The 20539-nt window shown below is 62.3% G+C and carries 18 protein-coding genes; 14 read left to right on the top strand and 4 right to left on the bottom strand.

Annotated features, from left to right (window positions below; genetic code table 11):
* The first annotated feature begins 14 nt into the window (after positions 1 to 14).
* The 5 genes from rpsR (at position 15) to LGQ10_RS16210 (ending at position 5737) form a co-directional block, all read left to right on the top strand.
* On the top strand, positions 15 to 245 hold the full coding sequence (gene rpsR / locus LGQ10_RS16230; protein WP_002551829.1) for a 30S ribosomal protein S18: 231 nt from the start codon (positions 15 to 17) through the stop codon (positions 243 to 245).
* 36 nt (positions 246 to 281) lie between these two features.
* Entirely contained in the window at positions 282 to 1181 is a 900-nt protein-coding gene (locus tag LGQ10_RS16225; RefSeq protein WP_058434638.1) for a hypothetical protein, read from the top strand.
* A 19-nt stretch (positions 1182 to 1200) separates the two neighbouring features.
* On the top strand, positions 1201 to 1647 hold the full coding sequence (gene rplI, locus LGQ10_RS16220) for a 50S ribosomal protein L9 (protein WP_020299422.1): 447 nt from the start codon (positions 1201 to 1203) through the stop codon (positions 1645 to 1647).
* A gap of 125 nt (positions 1648 to 1772) precedes the next feature.
* On the top strand, positions 1773 to 3170 hold the full coding sequence (gene dnaB / locus LGQ10_RS16215; RefSeq protein ID WP_058434637.1) for a replicative DNA helicase: 1398 nt from the start codon (positions 1773 to 1775) through the stop codon (positions 3168 to 3170).
* Between the two features lie 269 nt (positions 3171 to 3439).
* Positions 3440 to 5737 (top strand): YgiQ family radical SAM protein, encoded by a 2298-nt coding sequence (locus LGQ10_RS16210; RefSeq protein WP_226522555.1) that lies wholly within the window; start codon positions 3440 to 3442, stop codon positions 5735 to 5737.
* Between the two features lie 111 nt (positions 5738 to 5848).
* Here LGQ10_RS16210 and LGQ10_RS16205 read toward each other — a convergent pair whose 3' ends face one another.
* Complete coding sequence (locus LGQ10_RS16205; RefSeq protein WP_058434640.1) at positions 5849 to 6436, bottom strand: TIGR00730 family Rossman fold protein; 588 nt, start codon at positions 6434 to 6436, stop codon at positions 5849 to 5851.
* A gap of 351 nt (positions 6437 to 6787) precedes the next feature.
* Here LGQ10_RS16205 and azu point away from each other — a divergent pair, with 351 nt between their 5' ends.
* Positions 6788 to 7234, top strand: coding sequence for an azurin (gene azu / locus LGQ10_RS16200; protein WP_226522554.1), 447 nt, complete (start codon positions 6788 to 6790; stop codon positions 7232 to 7234).
* A gap of 64 nt (positions 7235 to 7298) precedes the next feature.
* Here azu and nadE read toward each other — a convergent pair whose 3' ends face one another.
* From nadE to LGQ10_RS16185, 3 genes are all read right to left on the bottom strand, one after another.
* Complete coding sequence (gene nadE, locus LGQ10_RS16195; RefSeq protein ID WP_226522553.1) at positions 7299 to 8126, bottom strand: ammonia-dependent NAD(+) synthetase; 828 nt, start codon at positions 8124 to 8126, stop codon at positions 7299 to 7301.
* Between the two features lie 3 nt (positions 8127 to 8129).
* Positions 8130 to 9344 (bottom strand): nicotinate phosphoribosyltransferase, encoded by a 1215-nt coding sequence (gene pncB, locus LGQ10_RS16190; RefSeq protein ID WP_058435225.1) that lies wholly within the window; start codon positions 9342 to 9344, stop codon positions 8130 to 8132.
* A gap of 128 nt (positions 9345 to 9472) precedes the next feature.
* Positions 9473 to 10366 carry a LysR family transcriptional regulator gene (locus LGQ10_RS16185; protein WP_226522552.1) on the bottom strand — a complete coding sequence of 298 codons (894 nt, stop codon included), beginning with the start codon at positions 10364 to 10366 and terminating at the stop codon, positions 9473 to 9475.
* 170 nt (positions 10367 to 10536) lie between these two features.
* On the opposite strand from LGQ10_RS16185, the gene LGQ10_RS16180 reads away from it, so the two are divergent.
* From LGQ10_RS16180 to LGQ10_RS16145, 8 genes are all read left to right on the top strand, one after another.
* Entirely contained in the window at positions 10537 to 12027 is a 1491-nt protein-coding gene (locus LGQ10_RS16180; protein ID WP_319003929.1) for an aldehyde dehydrogenase family protein, read from the top strand.
* A 144-nt stretch (positions 12028 to 12171) separates the two neighbouring features.
* Positions 12172 to 13455 carry an NAD(P)/FAD-dependent oxidoreductase gene (locus LGQ10_RS16175; protein ID WP_226522550.1) on the top strand — a complete coding sequence of 428 codons (1284 nt, stop codon included), beginning with the start codon at positions 12172 to 12174 and terminating at the stop codon, positions 13453 to 13455.
* A gap of 361 nt (positions 13456 to 13816) precedes the next feature.
* Entirely contained in the window at positions 13817 to 14953 is a 1137-nt protein-coding gene (locus LGQ10_RS16170) for a branched-chain amino acid ABC transporter substrate-binding protein (RefSeq protein ID WP_226522549.1), read from the top strand.
* A gap of 161 nt (positions 14954 to 15114) precedes the next feature.
* A complete protein-coding gene (locus LGQ10_RS16165) occupies positions 15115 to 16029 on the top strand; it encodes an ABC transporter permease subunit (protein ID WP_058433480.1) in 915 nt (304 codons plus the stop codon).
* Positions 16030 to 16031: 2 nt separating this feature from the next.
* Positions 16032 to 17327, top strand: a complete 1296-nt coding sequence (gene livM, locus LGQ10_RS16160; RefSeq protein WP_226522548.1) for a high-affinity branched-chain amino acid ABC transporter permease LivM — start codon at positions 16032 to 16034, stop codon at positions 17325 to 17327.
* The gene (locus LGQ10_RS16155; protein ID WP_058436322.1) at positions 17324 to 18196 is read left to right on the top strand and encodes an ATP-binding cassette domain-containing protein; all 873 of its coding nucleotides are present in this window, start codon (positions 17324 to 17326) and stop codon (positions 18194 to 18196) included. The genes livM and LGQ10_RS16155 overlap by 4 nt, the downstream gene beginning before the upstream one ends.
* A complete protein-coding gene (locus LGQ10_RS16150; RefSeq protein ID WP_058436321.1) occupies positions 18193 to 18909 on the top strand; it encodes an ABC transporter ATP-binding protein in 717 nt (238 codons plus the stop codon). The genes LGQ10_RS16155 and LGQ10_RS16150 overlap by 4 nt, the downstream gene beginning before the upstream one ends.
* Before the next feature lie 822 nt (positions 18910 to 19731).
* Positions 19732 to 20499 (top strand): SDR family oxidoreductase, encoded by a 768-nt coding sequence (locus tag LGQ10_RS16145; RefSeq protein ID WP_058436320.1) that lies wholly within the window; start codon positions 19732 to 19734, stop codon positions 20497 to 20499.
* Positions 20500 to 20539: the final 40 nt, after the last annotated feature.

Genomic DNA, 20539 nt, shown 5'->3' with positions numbered 1-20539 from the left:
GAGGAGCCAATTACATGGCACGTTTCTTCCGTCGTCGTAAATTCTGCCGCTTCACCGCTGAAGACGTGAAGGAGATCGATTACAAAGATCTCAACACTCTGAAAGCCTACGTATCCGAGACCGGCAAAATCGTTCCAAGCCGCATCACCGGTACCAAAGCTCGTTATCAGCGTCAGCTGGCCACCGCTATCAAGCGCGCCCGCTTCCTGGCCCTGCTGGCCTACACCGACAGCCACGGCCGCTGAGACCGGGCAGTCGACAAGTAGTAAGGGATTGAATGCATGCGCGCCTTAGCTGAGTTCATCATGCGCGGTCGTGTGCAGGCCACTCTGGTAGTGGCTGGCTGTTCGGCATTGCCGTTGTTGTATTGGTTGGGTGCTGCCGCTGCAAGCCTTGTGCTGCTGCGGCGCGGATTGCAGGGCGCCATTGGTGTCCTGGCTCTGGGAGTGCTGCCAGCTTTGCTCTGGTGGCTGACGTTCGATGATCCGCGAGCACTTCTGGTGCTGCTGGGATCTTCGAGTCTTGCGCTGGTTTTGCGCGCAAGCGAATCCTGGAACCGCGTGCTGCTGGTCAGCATAGCGATGGGGTTGGTGTTTGCTGGGGTCCTGGGTGCGGCATTCCGCCCTCAGATCGAAGCGCTGTCGCAGGAACTGATCAAGATCCTGCCGATGGCCTTGGGTGAGGTCTACCAGCAGTTGTCGGTTGAAGAGCGGGCTCGTCTCGCCACGCTGATCGCACCGATCCTGACCGGCCTGATAGCGGCCTTGCTGCAAGCCATCAGTGTGCTGAGCCTGATTCTCGGGCGTTACTGGCAGGCTGTGATGTATAACCCGGGTGGTTTTGGTCGCGAGTTTCGCGCCATCAGAATCCCCCTTGGACCAGCGATGTTGCTGCTGGCGTGCATGCTGGTCGGGCCGAATTTCGGACCCCAACTGGCCATGCTCACGCCGATGTGCAGTGTACCGCTGGCATTCGCCGGTCTGGCCCTGATTCACGGGCTGGTGGCGCAAGGGCGACTGGCCAGATTCTGGCTGGTGGGGTTGTACGTCACGATGCTGCCGTTCATGCAGCTGATCTATCCGTTGCTCGTGGTCTTGGCCATTGTCGACAGTCTGGTTGATTTTCGCGGTCGTTTGGCGCCGAAAGACGCTGACAACGACTCTGCGAACGGTGAAGGTTAAAAGTTAAGAGGATTTTCACATGCAACTGATCCTTCTGGAAAAAGTCGCCAACCTGGGCAACCTGGGCGACAAAGTGAACGTTAAGGCTGGTTACGGTCGTAACTACCTGCTGCCTTACGGCAAAGCCACCGCTGCTACCGCTGCCAACCTGGCTGCGTTCGAAGAGCGTCGTGCCGAGCTGGAAAAACTGGCTGCAGACCGTAAAGCTTCGGCTGAAAGCCGCGCTGCCCAACTGGCCGAGCTGGAAGTGACCATCACTGCCACCGCCGGTGACGAAGGCAAGCTGTTCGGTTCGATCGGCACCCACGACATCGCTGATGCACTGACCGCCTCCGGCGTTGAAGTTGCAAAAAGCGAAGTTCGTCTGCCGAACGGCACTATCCGCAACGTAGGTGAATTCGACGTAGCCGTGCACCTGCACGCTGAAGTCGAAGCAACCGTACGCGTTGTCGTGGTGGCTGCTTAAGCAGTACCAAATCGTCTGGCACCTTGTGTGGCTGACGGTTAACATCGGGCACGATCCTGTTCACAGGTCGTGCCCTTTGTCTTTCTGCCGATCCTGATTTCCCGTTCCTAGAATTCCAAGTGGCCATGAACGATATTTCCGTCCCCGAGCAATACGATCTGCAAACCGCTGCCCTGAAGGTGCCGCCGCACTCCATCGAGGCCGAACAGGCCGTGCTCGGTGGTCTGATGCTGGACAACAACGCCTGGGAGCGGGTGCTGGATCAAGTCTCCGACGGCGACTTCTATCGGCATGACCACCGCCTGATCTTTCGTGCGATCGCCAAGCTGGCCGATCAGAACATGCCGATCGACGTGGTTACCTTGTCCGAGCAGTTGGACAAGGAAGGCCAGACCTCCCAGGTCGGCGGCCTGGGGTATCTCGGCGAGTTGGCAAAAAACACCCCGTCCGTGGCCAACATCAAGGCCTATGCGCAGATCGTCCGCGAGCGCGCGACCTTGCGGCAGTTGATCGGCATCAGCACTGAAATTGCCGACAGCGCCTTCAACCCTGAAGGCCGTACCGCCGCCGAGATCCTCGACGAGGCCGAGCGGCAGATCTTCCAGATTGCCGAGGCCCGGCCCAAGACTGGCGGCCCGGTGGGGGTCAATGACCTGCTGACCAAGGCCATCGACCGTATCGACACCCTGTTCAACACGGACAACGCCATTACCGGCCTGTCCACCGGCTACACCGACCTCGACGAGAAGACCAGTGGCCTGCAGCCCGCGGACCTGATCATCGTTGCCGGCCGTCCTTCCATGGGTAAGACCACCTTCGCCATGAACCTGGTGGAAAATGCGGTGCTGCGCAGCGACAAGGCGGTGCTGGTGTACTCCCTCGAGATGCCAGGCGAATCGCTGATCATGCGTATGCTGTCCTCGCTCGGCCGGATCGACCAGACCAAGGTCCGTTCCGGTCAGCTGGAGGATGACGACTGGCCGCGCCTGACTTCAGCAGTCAACCTGCTCAACGACCGCAAGCTGTTCATCGACGACACCGCAGGCATCAGCCCTTCGGAGATGCGTGCGCGCACCCGGCGCCTGGTACGCGAGCACGGCGATATCGGCCTGATCATGATCGATTACCTGCAGCTGATGCAGATCCCGGGTTCCAGCGGTGACAACCGAACCAACGAGATTTCCGAGATCTCCCGTTCCCTCAAGGCGCTGGCCAAGGAATTCAACTGTCCGGTGGTGGCCCTCTCCCAGCTCAACCGTTCCCTGGAACAGCGCCCCAACAAGCGACCGGTGAACTCCGACTTGCGTGAATCCGGAGCGATCGAGCAGGACGCCGACGTCATCATGTTCGTGTACCGGGACGAGGTGTACCACCCGGAGACCGAGCACAAGGGCATTGCCGAGATCATCATCGGCAAGCAGCGGAACGGCCCCATTGGCTTCATTCGCCTGGCCTTCATCGGCAAGTACACGCGTTTCGAGAACCTCGCCCCGGGCAGCTACAACTTCGACGACGACGAATAACGGCGCCACGCTGTGGCGAGGGAGCTTGCTCCCGCTGGGTCGCACAGTGGCGCCGAAGCCGGCCGGCGCCTTGCTCCAGATACATTGTCAGCCCCGACTCTGAGCCTGTTGCGCAGGCGAGCGGGAGCAAGCTCCCGCGACGTGAATTGTCTTAGCCGTGAATTCCGACTGGCGCAGTCGGAATTGGTCATTTTTTGTGCTATATTCCGCGCCCGCGAATTTCCCTGTCATTCAGCGCGTCCTAATCTGCGCCAACACCGGTCATCGACATGCAAGCAGCCAAGCCGTTATTCGACTATCCAAAGTACTGGGCCGAATGTTTCGGGCCGGCACCGTTCCTGCCCATGAGCAGGGAGGAGATGGATCAGCTCGGCTGGGATTCCTGCGACATCATCATCGTGACCGGCGATGCCTACGTCGATCACCCGTCGTTTGGCATGGCGATCATTGGGCGGCTGCTGGAAGCCCAGGGCTTTCGCGTCGGAATCATTGCCCAGCCCAACTGGCAGTCCAAAGACGACTTCATGAAGCTCGGCGAGCCGAACCTGTTCTTCGGCGTGGCGGCCGGCAACATGGACTCGATGATCAACCGTTACACCGCCGACAAGAAAGTCCGCTCCGACGACGCCTACACTCCGGGCGGCCTGGCAGGCAAGCGCCCCGATCGCGCCAGCCTGGTGTACAGCCAGCGCTGCAAGGAAGCCTACAAGCATGTGCCGATCATCCTGGGCGGCATCGAGGCCTCCCTGCGCCGCATTGCTCACTATGACTACTGGCAGGACCGGGTCCGCAACTCGATCCTGATCGATGCCTGTGCCGACATCCTGCTCTACGGCAACGCCGAGCGGGCCATCGTCGAAGTGGCCCAGCGACTGTCCTACGGCCAGAAGATCGAAGACATCACCGACGTGCGCGGAACCGCGTTCATCCGTCGTGATACGCCCAAGGACTGGTACGAAGTGGACTCCACTCGCATCGATCGTCCGGGCAAGATCGACAAGATCATCAACCCCTACGTCAACACCCAGGACACTGCCGCCTGCGCCATCGAGCAGGAAAAAGGCCCTGAGGAGGATCCGAACGAAGCCAAGGTCGTGCAGATCCTGGCCAGTCCGAAGATGACCCGGGACAAGACCGTGATCCGCCTGCCATCCATGGAAAAGGTGCGTAACGATCCGGTTCTCTACGCGCACGCCAACCGCGTGCTGCATCTGGAGACCAACCCGGGCAACGCTCGCGCCATGGTGCAGAAGCACGGCGAGCAGGATGTCTGGTTCAATCCGCCACCCATTCCCATGACTACCGAGGAAATGGACTACGTGTTCGGCATGCCTTATCAGCGCATTCCGCACCCGGTCTATGGCAAGGAGAAAATCCCGGCCTACGACATGATCCGGTTCTCGGTGAACATCATGCGTGGCTGTTTTGGTGGCTGTACCTTCTGCTCGATCACCGAGCACGAAGGACGGATCATCCAGAACCGCTCCGAAGAGTCGATCATCCGCGAGATCGAAGAAATTCGCGACAAGGTTCCGGGTTTTACCGGGGTGATCTCCGACCTGGGTGGCCCGACCGCCAACATGTACCGCATTGCTTGCAAGAGCCCGGAAATCGAGTCTGCGTGCCGCAAGCCTTCCTGCGTGTTCCCCGGCATCTGCCCGAACCTGAATACCGATCACTCTTCGCTGATCCAGCTGTACCGCAGCGCTCGCGCCCTGCCAGGGGTGAAGAAGATCCTCATCGCTTCGGGCCTGCGCTATGACCTGGCGGTGGAATCGCCGGAGTACGTCAAGGAGCTGGTGACCCACCACGTCGGTGGTTACTTGAAGATCGCCCCGGAACATACCGAGGAGGGGCCTCTGAACCAGATGATGAAGCCGGGCATCGGTACCTATGACCGGTTCAAGCGGATGTTCGAGAAGTACTCCAAGGAAGCAGGGAAGGAGCAGTACCTGATTCCGTACTTCATCGCCGCTCACCCGGGCACCACCGATGAAGACATGATGAACCTGGCCCTCTGGCTCAAGGGCAATGGCTTCCGCGCTGACCAGGTGCAGGCCTTCTACCCCTCGCCGATGGCCAGCGCCACGGCGATGTACCATTCGGGCAAGAACCCGTTGCGCAAGGTCACCTACAAGAGCGACTCGGTGACCATCGTCAAGAGCGAGGAGCAGCGCCGGTTGCACAAGGCGTTCCTGCGTTATCACGACCCCAAGGGTTGGCCAATGCTGCGCGAGGCGTTGCTGCGCATGGGGCGTGGCGACCTGATTGGTCCGGGCAAGAACCAGTTGATCCCGGCGCACCAGCCGTCCGCCGACAGCTATCAGAGCGCTCGGCGCAAGAACTCTACACCTGCCGGCAGCCATAAGGTGGCCAAGGACACGCGGATCTTGACCCAACACACCGGGCTGCCGCCGCGTGGCAGTGATGGCGGCAATGCCTGGGACAAGCGCGAAGAGGCCAAGGCCGCGGCATTTGCCCGCAACAAGCAGGCCGCCAAGGAGCGCGCCGAGGCGACCAAGGGCAAAGGCAAGAAGCCGACCCGCAAGCCGGTGGTGCCGCGCTGAAACCACAAGACGCCAGCTGTGAAGCTGGCGTCTTGCTGTCAGGGCGCAGGATTTCTCAGGTGCAGGCGAGCAGCAAGCGCCCCGGCGCGAGCCTCGGCGCGCCTGGCAGGTTCAGCTGGGCTTGGCGTCGGTCCATTTGGCTGCGACCGAGGGCCGCCAGGCGTCCAGGGCATCCAGCAAGCCGGTTGGCGACTGGTTGATCTGCAGCATGTCGCGGTGCTGCTGACGGACGAAGCCTTCATCGACGATATGGTCGAGGAAACCGCCGAGTTTTTCGTAGAAGCCATTCACCTCCAGCAGTCCCAGGGGCTTGCGGTGATAGCCCAGCTGACCCCAGGTCCAGACTTCGAACAGCTCCTCCAGGGTGCCCAGGCCGCCGGGCAGGGCGATGAAGGCATCGCTGAGCTCGGCCATGCGCGCCTTGCGGGCATGCATGCCATCCACCACTTCCAGGCGGGTCAGGCCGTTGTGGCCAATCTCGATGTCTTTCAGGCTTTGCGGAATGATGCCCACGACTTCCCCGCCAGCGGCCATCGCTGCATCGGCGACAATGCCCATCAGGCCCACTGCACCACCGCCGTAGACCAGGGTCAGCTTGCGTTCGGCGATGGCCCGGCCCATGGCCTCGGCGGCTTCACGGTAGGCAGGATTGGCGCCGGCGCTGGCGCCACAGAATACACAGACTGAAGTTAACGGCATGTCTTGCTCCCAGCTCATAGATCGCCTCAGGGTAAAGGCTCCGGGAGCTCAGTCCAAGCACTAGGCGTCGCGTTGCGGGGTTTCATGGGTGCCGCTGGCGCCACAGGCGTAGGCGGCGAGCAAGCTGCGAAACAGGCTGTTGAGCGACATGATCCAGACTCCGGTTGGGGGATGGCCGCGATTCTAGGGACAGCTCCAGCAGCTGGCTGCTTGATTGTTTCGATCGGCCTGATAGCAGAGAGTTGTATACAGTTTCTTGATGCAAATCATAGGCAGTTGCGAGAAATTCAGGCAGTCTTGCCACCCATGGATTCAGATGGACTTTGTTAAACCCTGCCTTGGAGATTCACCATGTTTGCCAAACTCGTTGCAGTATCCCTGTTGACTCTGGCCAGCAGCCAACTGATGGCCGCTGAATGCAAGGTCGACGTCGACTCTACCGATCAGATGTCCTTCAACACCAAGGAAATCACCATCGACAAGAGCTGCAAGACCTTCACCGTGAACCTGACTCACTCCGGCAGCTTGCCAAAGAACGTCATGGGTCATAACTGGGTACTGAGCAAGACCGCAGACATGGCAGGCATCGCTGCCGACGGCATGGCCGCAGGCATCGACAAGAGCTACCTGAAGGAAGGCGACACCCGCGTCATCGCCCACACCAAGATCATCGGTGCCGGTGAAAAGGATTCGGTGACCTTCGACGTATCGAAGCTGACTGCTGGCGAAAGCTATCAGTTCTTCTGCTCGTTCCCTGGCCACAACTCGATGATGAAAGGCGCTGTGGTCCTGAAGTAATCCTCAGGCCCGGCTGCAACGGAAAAGCGCCCCTCGGGGCGCTTTTTTTGTGCCTGGACACGGCTCAGGGGGCGAAGGGCATGACCCGCTTGTGGTGCGTCTTGCGGTAGGTATCGCAGATGATCCGGAACGCTTCCTCGCGTACCGGCTGGCCGTGCAGGAAGGCATCGATCTCGGCATAGGTGACGCCGTGGGAGGCTTCGTCGGGCTTGCCAGGTGACAGGTCCTCGAGATCGGCGGTGGGGATCTTCTCCACCAGTGACTCGGGGGCCCCGAAATACCGGGCAATGGCCCGTACCTGGTTTTTCACCAGGCCACTCAGGGGCGCCAGGTCGCAGGCGCCGTCGCCGAACTTGGTGAAGAACCCCATCACCGCTTCGGCGGCGTGGTCGGTGCCGATCACCAGACCCTGGGCGGCGCCGGCGATGGTGTACTGGGCGACCATGCGCATCCGTGCCTTGGTATTGCCCAGCACGAAGTCGCGGGACACTGCGTGCTGGCCTTCGAAGGCCATCACCTCATTGGCCAGGGCCTTGACCGCCGGGCCGATGTTCACGGCATGGCGCTCGTCGGGGTTGATGAAGTCCACCGCGGCCTGGGCGTCGTGCTCGTCGAACTGGGTCTCGTAGGGCAGGCGCACGGCGATGAAGCGGTAGTGCGGGTCGCCGCTGCTGGCACGCAGTTCAGTCATGGCGCGCTGGGCCAGCAGGCCCGCGGTCAGCGAATCGACACCGCCGCTGATGCCCAGCACCAGGGTCTTGAGGCCGGATTTGACCAGGCAGTCCTGGATGAAGCGGATACGCCGGGCGACTTCCGCTTCCAGGGCAGCGTGGTCGGGAAAAGGTGCTTGGACCTTGAGCTGCTGCGCAATCTCACGCTGTACGGCTTGCATGATTCACTCCTTGCCAGGTTGGGCAGGTACTTGGAAAACGTGGCGCAAATAGGCGACGAAGTTCGGATCCTTGCAGTGGGTCTTGCCCGCTTCGTCGGAGATCTTGGCGACGGGCTGGCCATTGCAGGCGGCCATTTTAAGCACGATGCTCATCGGCTCGACACCGGGAATGTCACACGTCAGGTTGGTACCGATGCCGAAGCTGACGTTGATTCGCCCGCGCAGTGCCCGGAAGATTTCCAGGGAGCGGGGCAGTGTCAGGCTGTCGGAGAACACCAGCGTCTTGCTCATCGGGTCGATGCCCAGCTGGTGATAGTGGGCGATGGCCTTTTCCGCCCAGAGGATCGGGTCCCCCGAGTCATGGCGCAGGCCGTCGAACAGCTTGGCGAAGAACAGGTCGAAGTCGCCGAGGAAGGCATCGGTGGTGATGCAGTCGGTCAGGGCGATGCCCAGCAGGCCCCGGTACTCGCGGACCCAGCAGTCGAGGGCGGCGATCTGGCTGTCGATCAGTCGTGGGCCCAGCTGCTGGTGGGCCATGATCCACTCGTGGGCCATGGTGCCCAGGGGTTTCATGTCCAGCTCCCGGGACAGGTGCACGTTGCTGGTGCCGACGAACCGCCCGGGGAAATCATGCTTGAGCACATTCACCACTTCTTCCTGGACCCGGTAGGAGAAGCGTCGGCGGGTGCCAAAATCCGCCACTTGCAGTTCGGACAGTTCCTCGCTGCTGGCGTTGGCCGTCAGCCAGTCGAACTTGCGGTACAGCTGTTCGCGGGCCTGTACCAGCTGGGTCTCCCGGTAGCGGTAGCGATTGCGCACTTCGCTGATGATGGCCAGCATCGGCACTTCGAACAGGATCACGTGCAGCCAGGGACCGCGCAGGCGGATGAACAGCTCGCCGTTCTCGATACCGGTATGCACATAGCGCAGGTTGAAGCGGAACAGCCCGAGAAAGCGCAGGAAATCCGGCTTGAGGAAGCTGATGCGTTCGAGAAACCCCAGTTGGTCGGCGCTCAGGCTCAACTCCGCCAGGCGTTCGAACTGGTAGCGGATCTCCGGCAGGTAGGGCCGCAGGTCTTCGCTGTTACGGCAACGAAACTCCCATTCCACCTCGACATTGGGGTAGTTGTGCAGCACCGCCTGCATCATGGTCAGTTTGTAGAAGTCGGTGTCGAGCAGGTTCTGCACGATGCGATCGGCAAACACACTCTCGCTCATAACGGGAATCTCCATGCTGGCCGCGACTGACAGGTGCGGCGCTCAGCTCTTTCAATGAAGGCGCTAGTGGCGCATAGACGTCCCGGGCTTTGCCAGTGTTTTTTCGCCCGAAGATGGATGTCGCTTGGCTACTGCTCGATCCGCTCCAGCATCCAGCGCACGAAATCCCGGACCTTGGGTACTTCCGCCGCGTGCTCGGGGTAGGCCAGGTAATAGGCATCCTGGCTGGGCATGGCGTATTCCCAGGCGATCACCAGCTTGCCCTCGGCCAGTTCTTCCTCCACCAGGAACCGTGGCAGCAGGGCCACGCCGCAACCGACCTGGGCTGCGCGGATGCACATGTAGAAGGTCTCGAAGCGCGGGCCGTGGTAGCTGTGCTCGGTGTGGTAGCCCTGCTGGTCGAACCATTCGTGCCAGCCCTGGGGGCGCGAGGCATTTTGCAGCAGCACCAGGTCGGTCAGCTGCCGCGGATCGGTCAGGGGGGCGGCAGGCAGGCTGTCGGGGGCGCAGACGGCGACCAATTCCTCGCTGAACAGCTTCAGGCTTTCGGTGCCGGGGCGGGCGCCCTGGCCGAAGTAGAACGCCAGGTCGCTGTGGCCCTGGAGCAGCTCATCGGGCTCCTGTTCGTTGCACAGGTCCAGGTGGATATGCGGATGACGCAGGCGCCAGCCCTTGAGCCTTGGCACCAGCCAGCGCGCGCCGAAGGTATAGGGCGTGGAGACTCGCAGCACTTCGGTCTCGCCGCCGTAGGAACGCAGGTAGTGGGTGGACATTTCCACCTGGGTGAGGATCTTGCGCACCTCCACCAGGTACAGGTCGCCAGCCGGGGTCAGTTGCAGGCGTCGTCGCACACGGCGGAACAACAAGTGCTGCAGCAGCTCTTCCAGCTGCGCCACTTGCTTGCTCACCGCGCTCTGGGTCAGGTTCAACTCCTCGGCCGCGCGGGTGAAGCTCAGGTGCCGGGTCACGGCCTCGAAACACTGCAGGGCGGTGATCGACGGCAGGTAGCGTTTGTTCAGCATGGCGTGTCCTTGTTCTTATCGGTGCTGGAAGCCGGCTCAGCATGAATAAACGGAATGATATCTCGCTTAAAGGTCGTTTGTTGGCAAGTCTGCGGCCAGCTACAACTACAGGTCTCGAAGATCGCCGTGGCGGTCTGGATCTTTCGCTTGCCACCTGTAAGGAGTCACCCATGGTTGCCGCATTGCTTGATCGTCTGGGCGTGAACCCGGCCCTGTACCAGTCGGGCGCACACCCTGTGCATTCGCCCATCGACGGCAGTCGGATCGCTGCAGTGAACTGGCAGGGCGCCGCCGAAGTGGAGCAGCAGGTCAGTCGCGCCGAGCATGCATTCGCCCTTTGGCGCAATGTGCCGGCGCCCCGGCGCGGCGAGCTGGTACGGCAATTCGGCGAGGTGTTGCGTGAACACAAGGCCGACCTTGGCGAACTGGTGTCCTGGGAGGCCGGCAAGATCACCCAGGAGGGCCTGGGGGAGGTGCAGGAGATGATCGACATCTGCGACTTCGCCGTTGGCCTGTCACGCCAGCTCTACGGCCTGACCATCGCCTCCGAGCGTCCGGGCCACCACATGCGCGAGACCTGGCATCCGCTGGGGGTGGTGGGAGTGATCAGCGCCTTCAACTTCCCGGTGGCGGTCTGGTCCTGGAACACCGCCCTGGCCCTGGTCTGCGGTAACCCGGTGATCTGGAAACCTTCGGAAAAGACTCCGCTGACCGCCCTGGCCTGCCATGCCTTGCTGGAGCGCGTGCTGAAGAACTTCCACGATGCCCCCGAATACCTGAGCCAGGTGATCATCGGTGGCCGTGAGGCGGGTGCCGCCCTGGTGGACGACCCCCGCGTGGCCCTGGTCAGTGCCACCGGCAGCACCCGCATGGGCCGTGAAGTGGCGCCCAAGGTCGCCGCGCGCTTTGCCCGCAGCATTCTCGAACTGGGTGGCAACAACGCCATGATCCTGGGGCCCAGCGCCGACCTGGACATGGCCGTGCGCGCCATCCTGTTCAGCGCCGTGGGCACCGCCGGCCAGCGCTGCACTACCTTGCGCCGGTTGATCGCCCACGAGTCGGTGAAGGAGGAGATCGTCACTCGCCTCAAGGCCGCCTATGCCAAGGTGCGCATCGGCCATCCGCTGCAAGGCAACCTGATCGGTCCGCTGATCGACAGGCACAGCTTCGAGGCCATGCAGGATGCCCTGGAGCAGGCCTTGAGTGAGGGGGGCCGGGTGTTCGGCGGCCAGCGCCAGTTGCAGGACCAGTTCCCCAACGCCTATTACGTCTCGCCCGCCATCGTCGAAATGCCCGAGCAGAGCGATGTGGTGTGCAGCGAGACCTTTGCCCCGATCCTGTATGTGATCGGCTACGACGACTTCGAAGAAGCGCTGCGCCTGAACAACGCCGTGCCCCAGGGGCTGTCCTCGTGCATCTTCACCACCGATGTGCGCGAGGCCGAGCGTTTCATGTCGGCAGTGGGCAGCGACTGCGGGATTGCCAACGTCAACATCGGCCCCAGTGGCGCGGAGATCGGCGGCGCCTTCGGGGGCGAGAAGGAAACCGGCGGTGGTCGCGAGTCGGGCTCTGATGCCTGGCGTGGCTACATGCGGCGCCAGACCAACACCGTCAACTACTCCCGGGAGTTGCCGCTGGCCCAGGGCGTTACCTTCGATTGAAGGTCGCCATCAACGGCTGCGATCGGCCGCGAGGAGCCCGTGCTCTTCAGGCCGCCGCAAGGCCCTTCGGGCCTTGTCGCAGCCTGCGGCAGCGCGGCTACGGGGTTCTGCAGATCTACAGGCGGGTTGATTTCGGAGTTGGCGATGGCACTACAAGAACAATGTCTATGGGAACAACTGACTCCGCAAAGACCTGACCACGCACCACTCAAGGGCGAACAGACGGCGGATGTGTGCATCATCGGCGCCGGCTTCACCGGCTTGTCGGCGGCGGTGCATTTGCTGGAGCAGGGCAAGCGGGTATGCGTGGTGGAGGCCCGGCGTGCCGGGCAGGGCGGCTCGGGGCGCAACGTTGGCCTGGTGAATGCCGGCATGTGGATTCCCCCGGACGAGATCGAGGCCGGTTTTGGCGAGCAGGTGGGCAGCCAGCTCAATCGCATGCTTGGCGCGGCACCCTCCCTGGTGTTCAGCCTGGTGGACAAGTACCGCATCGATTGCCAGCTGCGCCGCGAAGGCACCTTGCACATGGCCCACAACGCCCGTGGCGAGGCTGACCTGCGCAGCCGCGAACAGCAATGGAAACGCCGTGGCGCGCCGGTGGAACTGCTCACCGGGGCGGCCTGTGAGGCCGCCACCGGGACCCGGCAGATCGCTGCCGCCCTGCTCGACCGCCGGGCCGGAACGATCAATCCGATGGCCTATGTCAGTGGCCTGGCCAAGGCAGCGGCCGATCTGGGCGGCCGGTTGTTCGACCATTCCCCGGTGACTCGCCTGGAGCGCCAGGGCCAGCGCTGGTCGGTACAGACCGAGCAGGGTTCGGTGCTGGCCGAGCAGGTGGTGATCGCCTCGAACGCCTACACCGAAGGCGACTGGACCGAGCTCAGACGCAACTTCTTCCCCGGCTACTACTACCAGGTGGCCTCGGCGCCGCTGACTGAAGAGGCGGCCCAACAGATCCTGCCGGGAGGCCAGGGCTCCTGGGATACCCGCCAGGTCCTGAGCAGCATCCGTCGGGATGCCGACGGCAGGCTGTTGCTGGGGAGCCTGGGCAATGGCAACCAGAAACCCCTGTGGTTCCTCAAGGCCTGGGCCGACCGGGTGCAGCAGCACTATTTTCCCTACCTCAAGCCGGTGGAGTGGGAGTGCACCTGGACCGGCTGCATCGCCTTCACCCCCGATCACCTGATGCGCCTGTTCGAGCCGGCCCCGGGCCTGGTGGCCGTCACCGGCTACAACGGCCGCGGGGTGACCACCGGGACCGTGGTGGGCAAGGCATTTGCCGACTACCTGTGCAACGGCGATCCGCAGGCTCTGCCGATCCCCTTCGCGCCCATGCAGCCGCTGTCTGGCGCGGGGCTGCGCAGTTGCCTGTACGAGGCCGGATTCTCCCTCTACCACGCCGGCCAGTGCCTGCGAATCGTTATCTGAATGAGGAAATGCGCAGCCGCGGACGACGCTTTTCGATGCAGCGACTAGCCTGTAATGGTGCGGCTCGTAGCAGTTGAGCACCAGCAGTGTGCAGTTCGGTGACGCGGGCTGTTACAAGAGGGTTGCACGTTGAATTGTGTCGCGGTTGCAATGATGGCACGTGTGGGTTGCGCCCACTGGAAAACAGGGTTTTACCTTCCGCGGTTTAGACGGTTGCACGCCCAATGAAAATGGGCTCGAAACAGTCGAAATAACAATAAGACAGCGACTTTTCTAAGAATAAAAAACCACTGGCACGGCGCTTGCTCTGAGCATTGATGTAAGTCGCAGTGCCAACTAAAAAACCTTGGAGCATCACCTCATGTCCCAGACGTTTTACAAAAAAGGCTTCCTGGCCCTCGCAGTGGCAACTGCGCTGGGTGTTTCTGCGTTTGCTCAAGCCGACCTCAAGATCGGCGTAGCGGGTCCCATGACAGGCGCCAACGCGGCATTTGGCGAGCAGTACATGAAGGGTGCACAGGCAGCGGCTGACGAAATCAATGCCAAGGGTGGGGTCAACGGCGAGAAGATCGTCCTGGTCAAGGGCGACGACGCTTGCGAGCCGAAGCAGGCGGTCGCGGTCGCCAACCGCCTGGTGGACCAGGACAAGGTGGCCGGCGTGGTCGGACACTTCTGCTCCTCGTCGACCATCCCGGCTTCCGAGGTGTACAGCGACGCCGGAGTGATTGCCATCACCCCGGGCTCCACCAACCCCCAGGTCACCGAGCGCGGCCTGTCGGCGATGTTCCGCATGTGCGGGCGTGACGACCAGCAGGGCGTGGTGGCCGGCGACTACATCGTCGATGTGCTCAAGGGCAAGAAGGTCGTGGTGCTGCACGACAAGGACACCTACGGCCAGGGCCTGGCGGATGCCACCAAGGCGCAGCTGACCAAGCGTGGCGTGGCCCCGGTACTGTACGAGGGCCTGACTCGCGGCGAGAAGGACTTCAGCGCCGTGGTCACCAAGATCCGCGCCGCCGGTGCCGACGTGGTGTACTTCGGCGGCCTGCACCCGGAAGCCGGCCCGCTGGTGCGCCAGCTGCGCGAACAGGGCCTGAAGGACGTCAAGTTCATGTCCGACGACGGCATCGTCACCGACGAACTGGTGACCACCGCCGGTGGCCCGCAGTACGTCGATGGCGTGTACATGACCTTCGGCGCCGACCCCCGCCTGCTGCCGGACAGCAAGGCCGTGGTGGATGCCTTCCGCAAGGCCGGTACCGAGCCTGAGGGCTACACCCTGTATGCCTACGCCTCGATCCAGGCGCTGGCTGCCGGCTTCGGCGGTGCCAAGTCCAACAAGGGCGAGGACGCTGCCAAGTGGCTCAAGGCCAATCCGGTGAAAACCGTGATGGGCGAGAAGACCTGGGATGCCAAGGGCGACCTGAAGGTCTCCGACTACGTGGTCTATCAGTGGGACAAGGACGGCAAGTACCACCAGCTGGAAAAACAGAAGTGACATGAGTCCGCGCGGGCCGGAGTCCCTTCGGGGAGCCGGTCCGTACTCGTGCAGTACTTGCCTTTTCTCGTAGAGCTGCACAACGGACGTGTTGCGCGGACCGGTGCCCCCTGTCCGGCGTTGACGCCCAGTGCTGTCTCTCAAGTCCGTGAGATTGCGTTATGGATGGTATTTTCCTGCAGCAACTGATCAATGGACTGACCCTCGGGTCCGTCTACGGTCTGATCGCCATCGGCTACACAATGGTCTATGGCATCATCGGCATGATCAACTTCGCCCACGGCGAGGTTTACATGATTTCCGCCTACCTCGCGGCAATCAGTCTGGCCCTGCTGGCCTACTTCGGCATCGAATCCTTCCCGCTACTCATTCTCGGCACCCTGATCTTCACCGTCGTGGTCACGGGGATCTACGGCTGGGTCATCGAGCGTGTCGCCTACAAGCCCCTGCGCAACTCCACTCGCCTGGCACCGCTGATCAGCGCCATCGGCATTTCGCTGATCCTGCAGAACTATGCGCAGATCAGCCAGGGCGCCAAGCAGCAGGGCGTGCCCACGCTGCTGGCCGGCGCCTGGAAGGTCGATATCGGCAGCGGTTTCGTGCAGCTCACCTACACCAAGATCTTCATCCTGGTGGCGGCTTTCGCCGGCATGGCGCTGCTGACCTACATCATCAAGTACACCAAGCTCGGACGGATGTGCCGGGCCACCCAGCAGGACCGCAAGATGGCCTCGATCCTGGGGATCAACACCGACCGGGTGATCTCCTACGTGTTTGTCATCGGCGCGGCCATGGCCGCCCTGGCCGGGGTGCTGATCACCATGAACTACGGCACCTTCGACTTCTACGCCGGCTTCGTCATCGGCATCAAGGCTTTCACTGCCGCAGTGCTCGGGGGTATCGGCTCGCTGCCCGGGGCGATGCTCGGCGGGATCATCCTCGGCATCTCCGAGTCGCTGTTCTCCGGCTTGATCAACTCCGACTACAAAGACGTGTTCAGTTTCTCGCTGCTGGTGCTGATCCTGATCTTCCGTCCCCAAGGCCTGCTGGGTCGCCCACTCGTGGCGAAGGTGTAAGTATGTCTGCTGCCAATAAACCGATCGATATCAAGAAAAGCGTCATCGACGCCGTGCTCGCCGGGCTGATCTCGCTGATCGTGTTCGGCCCCATCGTGGGCGTGGTGCTCGATGGCTACAGCTTCAACCTGGAACCGACCCGGGTCGCCTGGCTGGTGGCTATTGTGATGGCCGGTCGCCTGGCCATGAGCCTGTTCCTGCAGACCCCGAAGGGCTTGAAGATTCTCCAGGGGTTCGAAAGCACAGGCTCCGGCGTGCACGTGCTGGCGCCGGACTACAAGTCGCGGCTGCGCTGGATCATCCCGGCGTTGATCGTGATCGCCATCGTGTTCCCCTTCTTCGCCAACAAGTACCTGCTGACGGTGGTGATCCTCGGCCTGATCTACGTGCTGCTGGGCCTGGGGCTGAACATCGTGGTGGGGCTGGCCGGGCTGCTGGACCTGGGCTACGTGGCGTTCTACGCCATCGGTGCCTATGGCCTGGCCCTGGGTTACCAGTACCTGGGCCTGGGCTTCTGGAGCGTGCTGCCCCTGGCGGCCATCGCTGCTGCGCTGGCGGGGTGCATATTGGGTTTCCCGGTGCTGCGAATGCACGGCGACTACCTGGCCATCGTGACCCTGGGTTTTGGCGAGATCATCCGCCTGGTACTCAACAACTGGCTGTCCTTCACCGGCGGCCCCAATGGCATGCCGGTACCGTCGCCAACCTTCCTGGGCCTGGAGTTCGGCCGCAAGGCCAAGGACGGCGGGGTGCCGTTCCACGAATTCTTCGGCATGGACTACAACCCCAACCTGAAATTCCTGTTCATCTACATCGTGCTGTTTCTGGTGGTGCTGCTGGTGCTCTACATCAAGCACCGGCTGACCCGCATGCCGGTCGGCCGGGCCTGGGAAGCCCTGCGTGAGGACGAGATCGCCTGCCGCGCCATGGGCCTGAACCATGTGCTGGTGAAACTCTCGGCCTTTACCATCGGGGCCTCCACTGCCGGCCTGGCCGGGGTGTTCTTCGCCAGCTACCAGGGCTTCGTCAACCCCTCGTCCTTCACCTTCTTCGAGTCGGCGCTGATCCTTGCCATCGTGGTGCTGGGGGGCATGGGTTCCACCGTGGGGGTGGTGATCGCCGCCTTCGTGCTCACCGTGGCGCCGGAGTTGCTGCGCAGCTTCTCCGAATACCGGGTGCTGCTGTTCGGCATCCTCATGGTGTTGATGATGATCTGGCGCCCGCGTGGCCTGATCCGCATCAGCCGCACAGGGGTGACCCCGCGCAAAGGCGTTTTGACCCAGAGGAGCGCGCCATGAGCGAATACATTCTTTCGGTCGAGAACCTGATGATGCACTTTGGTGGCATCAAGGCCCTCAGTGACGTCAGCCTCAAGGTCAAGCGCAACTCGATCTTCGCCCTGATCGGTCCCAACGGTGCCGGCAAGACCACGGTGTTCAACTGCCTGACCGGTTTCTACAAGGCGTCCGGCGGGCGCATCGCACTCGATACCCGGGGCCGGCAAACCGACGTCATCAAGCTGCTGGGCGAGCCGTTTCGGGCCAGCGACTTCGTGTCGCCCAAAAGCTTCATGAGCCGCCTGTACTACAAGATGTTCGGCGGCACCCACCTGGTGAACCGCGCCGGCCTGGCGCGAACCTTCCAGAACATCCGGCTGTTTCGGGAAATGTCGGTGGTGGAGAACCTGCTGGTGGCCCAGCACATGTGGGTCAACCGCAACCTGCTGGCAGGCGTGCTCAATACCAAGGGGTATCGCCAGGCAGAAAGCGACGCCCTGGACCAGGCCTTCTACTGGCTGGAAGTGGTGGACCTGGTGGACTGCGCCAACCGCCTGGCTGGCGAACTGTCCTACGGCCAGCAGCGCCGCCTGGAGATCGCCCGGGCCATGTGCACGCGGCCGCAGATCATCTGCCTCGACGAACCGGCCGCCGGCCTCAACCCGCAGGAAACCGAGGCGCTGAGCGCGATGATCCGGCTGCTGCGCGACGAGCACGATCTGACCGTGGTGCTGATCGAACATGACATGGGCATGGTGATGAGCATTTCCGACCACATCGTGGTGCTCGACCACGGCAATGTGATCGCCGAAGGCGGGCCGGAGGCGATCCGCAACGACCCGAAAGTGATCGCCGCCTACCTGGGTGCCGACGAAGAGGAACTGGCATGACTCAACCGATCCTCGAGCTCAAGGACCTGGACGTGTACTACGGGCCGATCCAGGCCCTGAAGAAGGTCTCGCTGCACATCAACGAAGGGGAAACCGTGAGCCTGATCGGCTCCAACGGGGCCGGCAAGTCGACCCTGCTGATGTCGATCTTCGGCCAGCCCCGGGCCGAGTCAGGGCAGATCCTCTATCGCGGTGTGGACATCACCCACAAGTCGTCCCACTACATCGCCTCCAACGGCATCGCCCAGTCCCCGGAAGGGCGCCGGGTATTCCCCGACATGACCGTGGAGGAGAACCTGCTGATGGGCACCATTCCCATCGGTGACCAGTACGCCAGCGAAGACATGCAGCGCATGTTCGAGCTGTTCCCCAGGCTCAAGGAACGGCGTACTCAACGGGCCATGACCATGTCCGGCGGCGAGCAGCAGATGCTGGCCATCGCCCGGGCGCTGATGAGCCGGCCCAAGCTGTTGCTGCTGGACGAGCCGAGCCTGGGCCTGGCGCCGATCGTGGTGAAGCAGATCTTCTCCACCTTGCGGGAGCTGGCGGCCACCGGCATGACCATCTTCCTGGTGGAGCAGAATGCCAACCACGCCCTCAAGCTGTCCGACCGCGCCTACGTGATGGTCAATGGCGAGATCCGCCTGAGCGGCACAGGCAAGGAACTGCTGGTCAACGAGGAGGTGCGTAACGCTTACCTGGGCGGCCACTGATTGCACCGTGGATGGAAAGGCCCTGTCGGTTCGCGTCGGCGGGGCTTTTTTATCCACACCCGTACACTCGGCTCCGGATTGAGGCCTGGTGATACGTCGGTGCAAGCGTGCGTCCGACAATTGTGGAAAACATCCTGGACAAGCTGTCAAAACGCGGCATAAAGACGCCGCAAATAGTTGTTTTTCCACCGTTTTGATTTGTCCCCGTTTGCTGTGGAGCGGGCTGTGGGTAACGTGGGAGTAGCTGGCTGGAAGCCTTTGAATACGTGGCCTGCAAGCAATTGGTTGTTTTTTGATCATGGATTTTTGCCTAACTTGAGGCCGCTTTTGTCAACCTTTTTATTGTCGCAGCAAGCAGCTGCCGCAGCCCTGGATAAAGCTGTGGATAAGTCTGTGACTAAACTCTGGAAAGAGCGCCCCGGGCAGCGTAATTGCTGGCCTCTGGCCTTATGGTGTTTGACCGTCCGGTCATCTTTTCTGCACGTGACGGCACGGACTGCCGGCCCAGGTCAAGCAAAAAACTTTGCCCGCGGCTGCCCACGCCTTGTGGATAGCGGTCTCGCGTGATTCGCAGTTGCCCCCAAAGACTGTGGACCGGCCTGTGGATAAGGTGCGTGCACCTGGCTACAGCCCGCGCAGGCCGTGGTTATGCTGCATGTGAACATTTTTTGTACAGCCTTCTCGGAGGAGCGCCTGTCATTGCCGGTTGCTCTCGCACAGGATGGGCAGGGCAAAGGTCTGGTTGCCGCCCGGGGCTGGCCCGGGCATGCTGCGAAACGTTTTTTATCAACCTGCCAGCCCGCCCCCAGCAAGGAGAACACCATGACTTCCACTCTGTTCATCACCGGCGCGACTTCCGGTTTTGGTGAAGCCTGTGCCCGGCGTTTTGCCGAGGCCGGCTGGTCGCTGGTGCTGACCGGCCGTCGCCAGGATCGTCTCGACGCCCTGTGCGCGGAGCTCTCCAGGCAGACCGAAGTCCACGGCCTGGTCCTTGACGTCCGGGACCGCAAGGCCATGGAAGAGGCCATCGCCAATCTGCCGCCATCCTTCGCCAAGCTGCGCGGCCTGATCAACAACGCCGGCCTGGCCCTGGGCGCGGACCCTGCGCCCCAGTGCGCACTGGACGATTGGGACACCATGGTGGACACCAACATCAAGGGCCTGATGTACAGCACCCGTCTGTTGCTGCCCCGCCTGATCGCCCATGGCCGTGGTGCCGGGATCGTCAATCTCGGATCCGTCGCGGGCAACTATCCGTATCCGGGCAGCCACGTGTATGGCGGCACCAAGGCTTTCGTCAAACAGTTCTCCCTGAGCCTGCGTTGCGACCTGCAGGGCACCGGCGTGCGGGTGACCAACATCGAGCCGGGCCTGTGCGAGAGCGAGTTCTCGCTGGTGCGCTTCAATGGCGACCAGGCCCGCTATGACGCGACTTACGCCGGTGCCGAGCCGATCCAGCCCCAGGACATCGCCGACACCATATTCTGGGTCATGAACACCCCGGCCCACGTCAACATCAACAGCCTGGAACTGATGCCGGTCAGCCAGTCCTGGGCCGGCTTCGCCATCGATCGCAACGCCAAGGCCTGATCCGTCAATCGGTAGCCGGCGCCAGTCCCTCCGCGGGCAG

The organism is Pseudomonas sp. L5B5, assembly GCF_020520285.1.
GTDB lineage: Bacteria > Pseudomonadota > Gammaproteobacteria > Pseudomonadales > Pseudomonadaceae > Aquipseudomonas.
The sequence above is the reverse complement of the archived record's forward strand: the minus strand, read 5'-3'. Positions and strand labels throughout refer to the sequence as shown.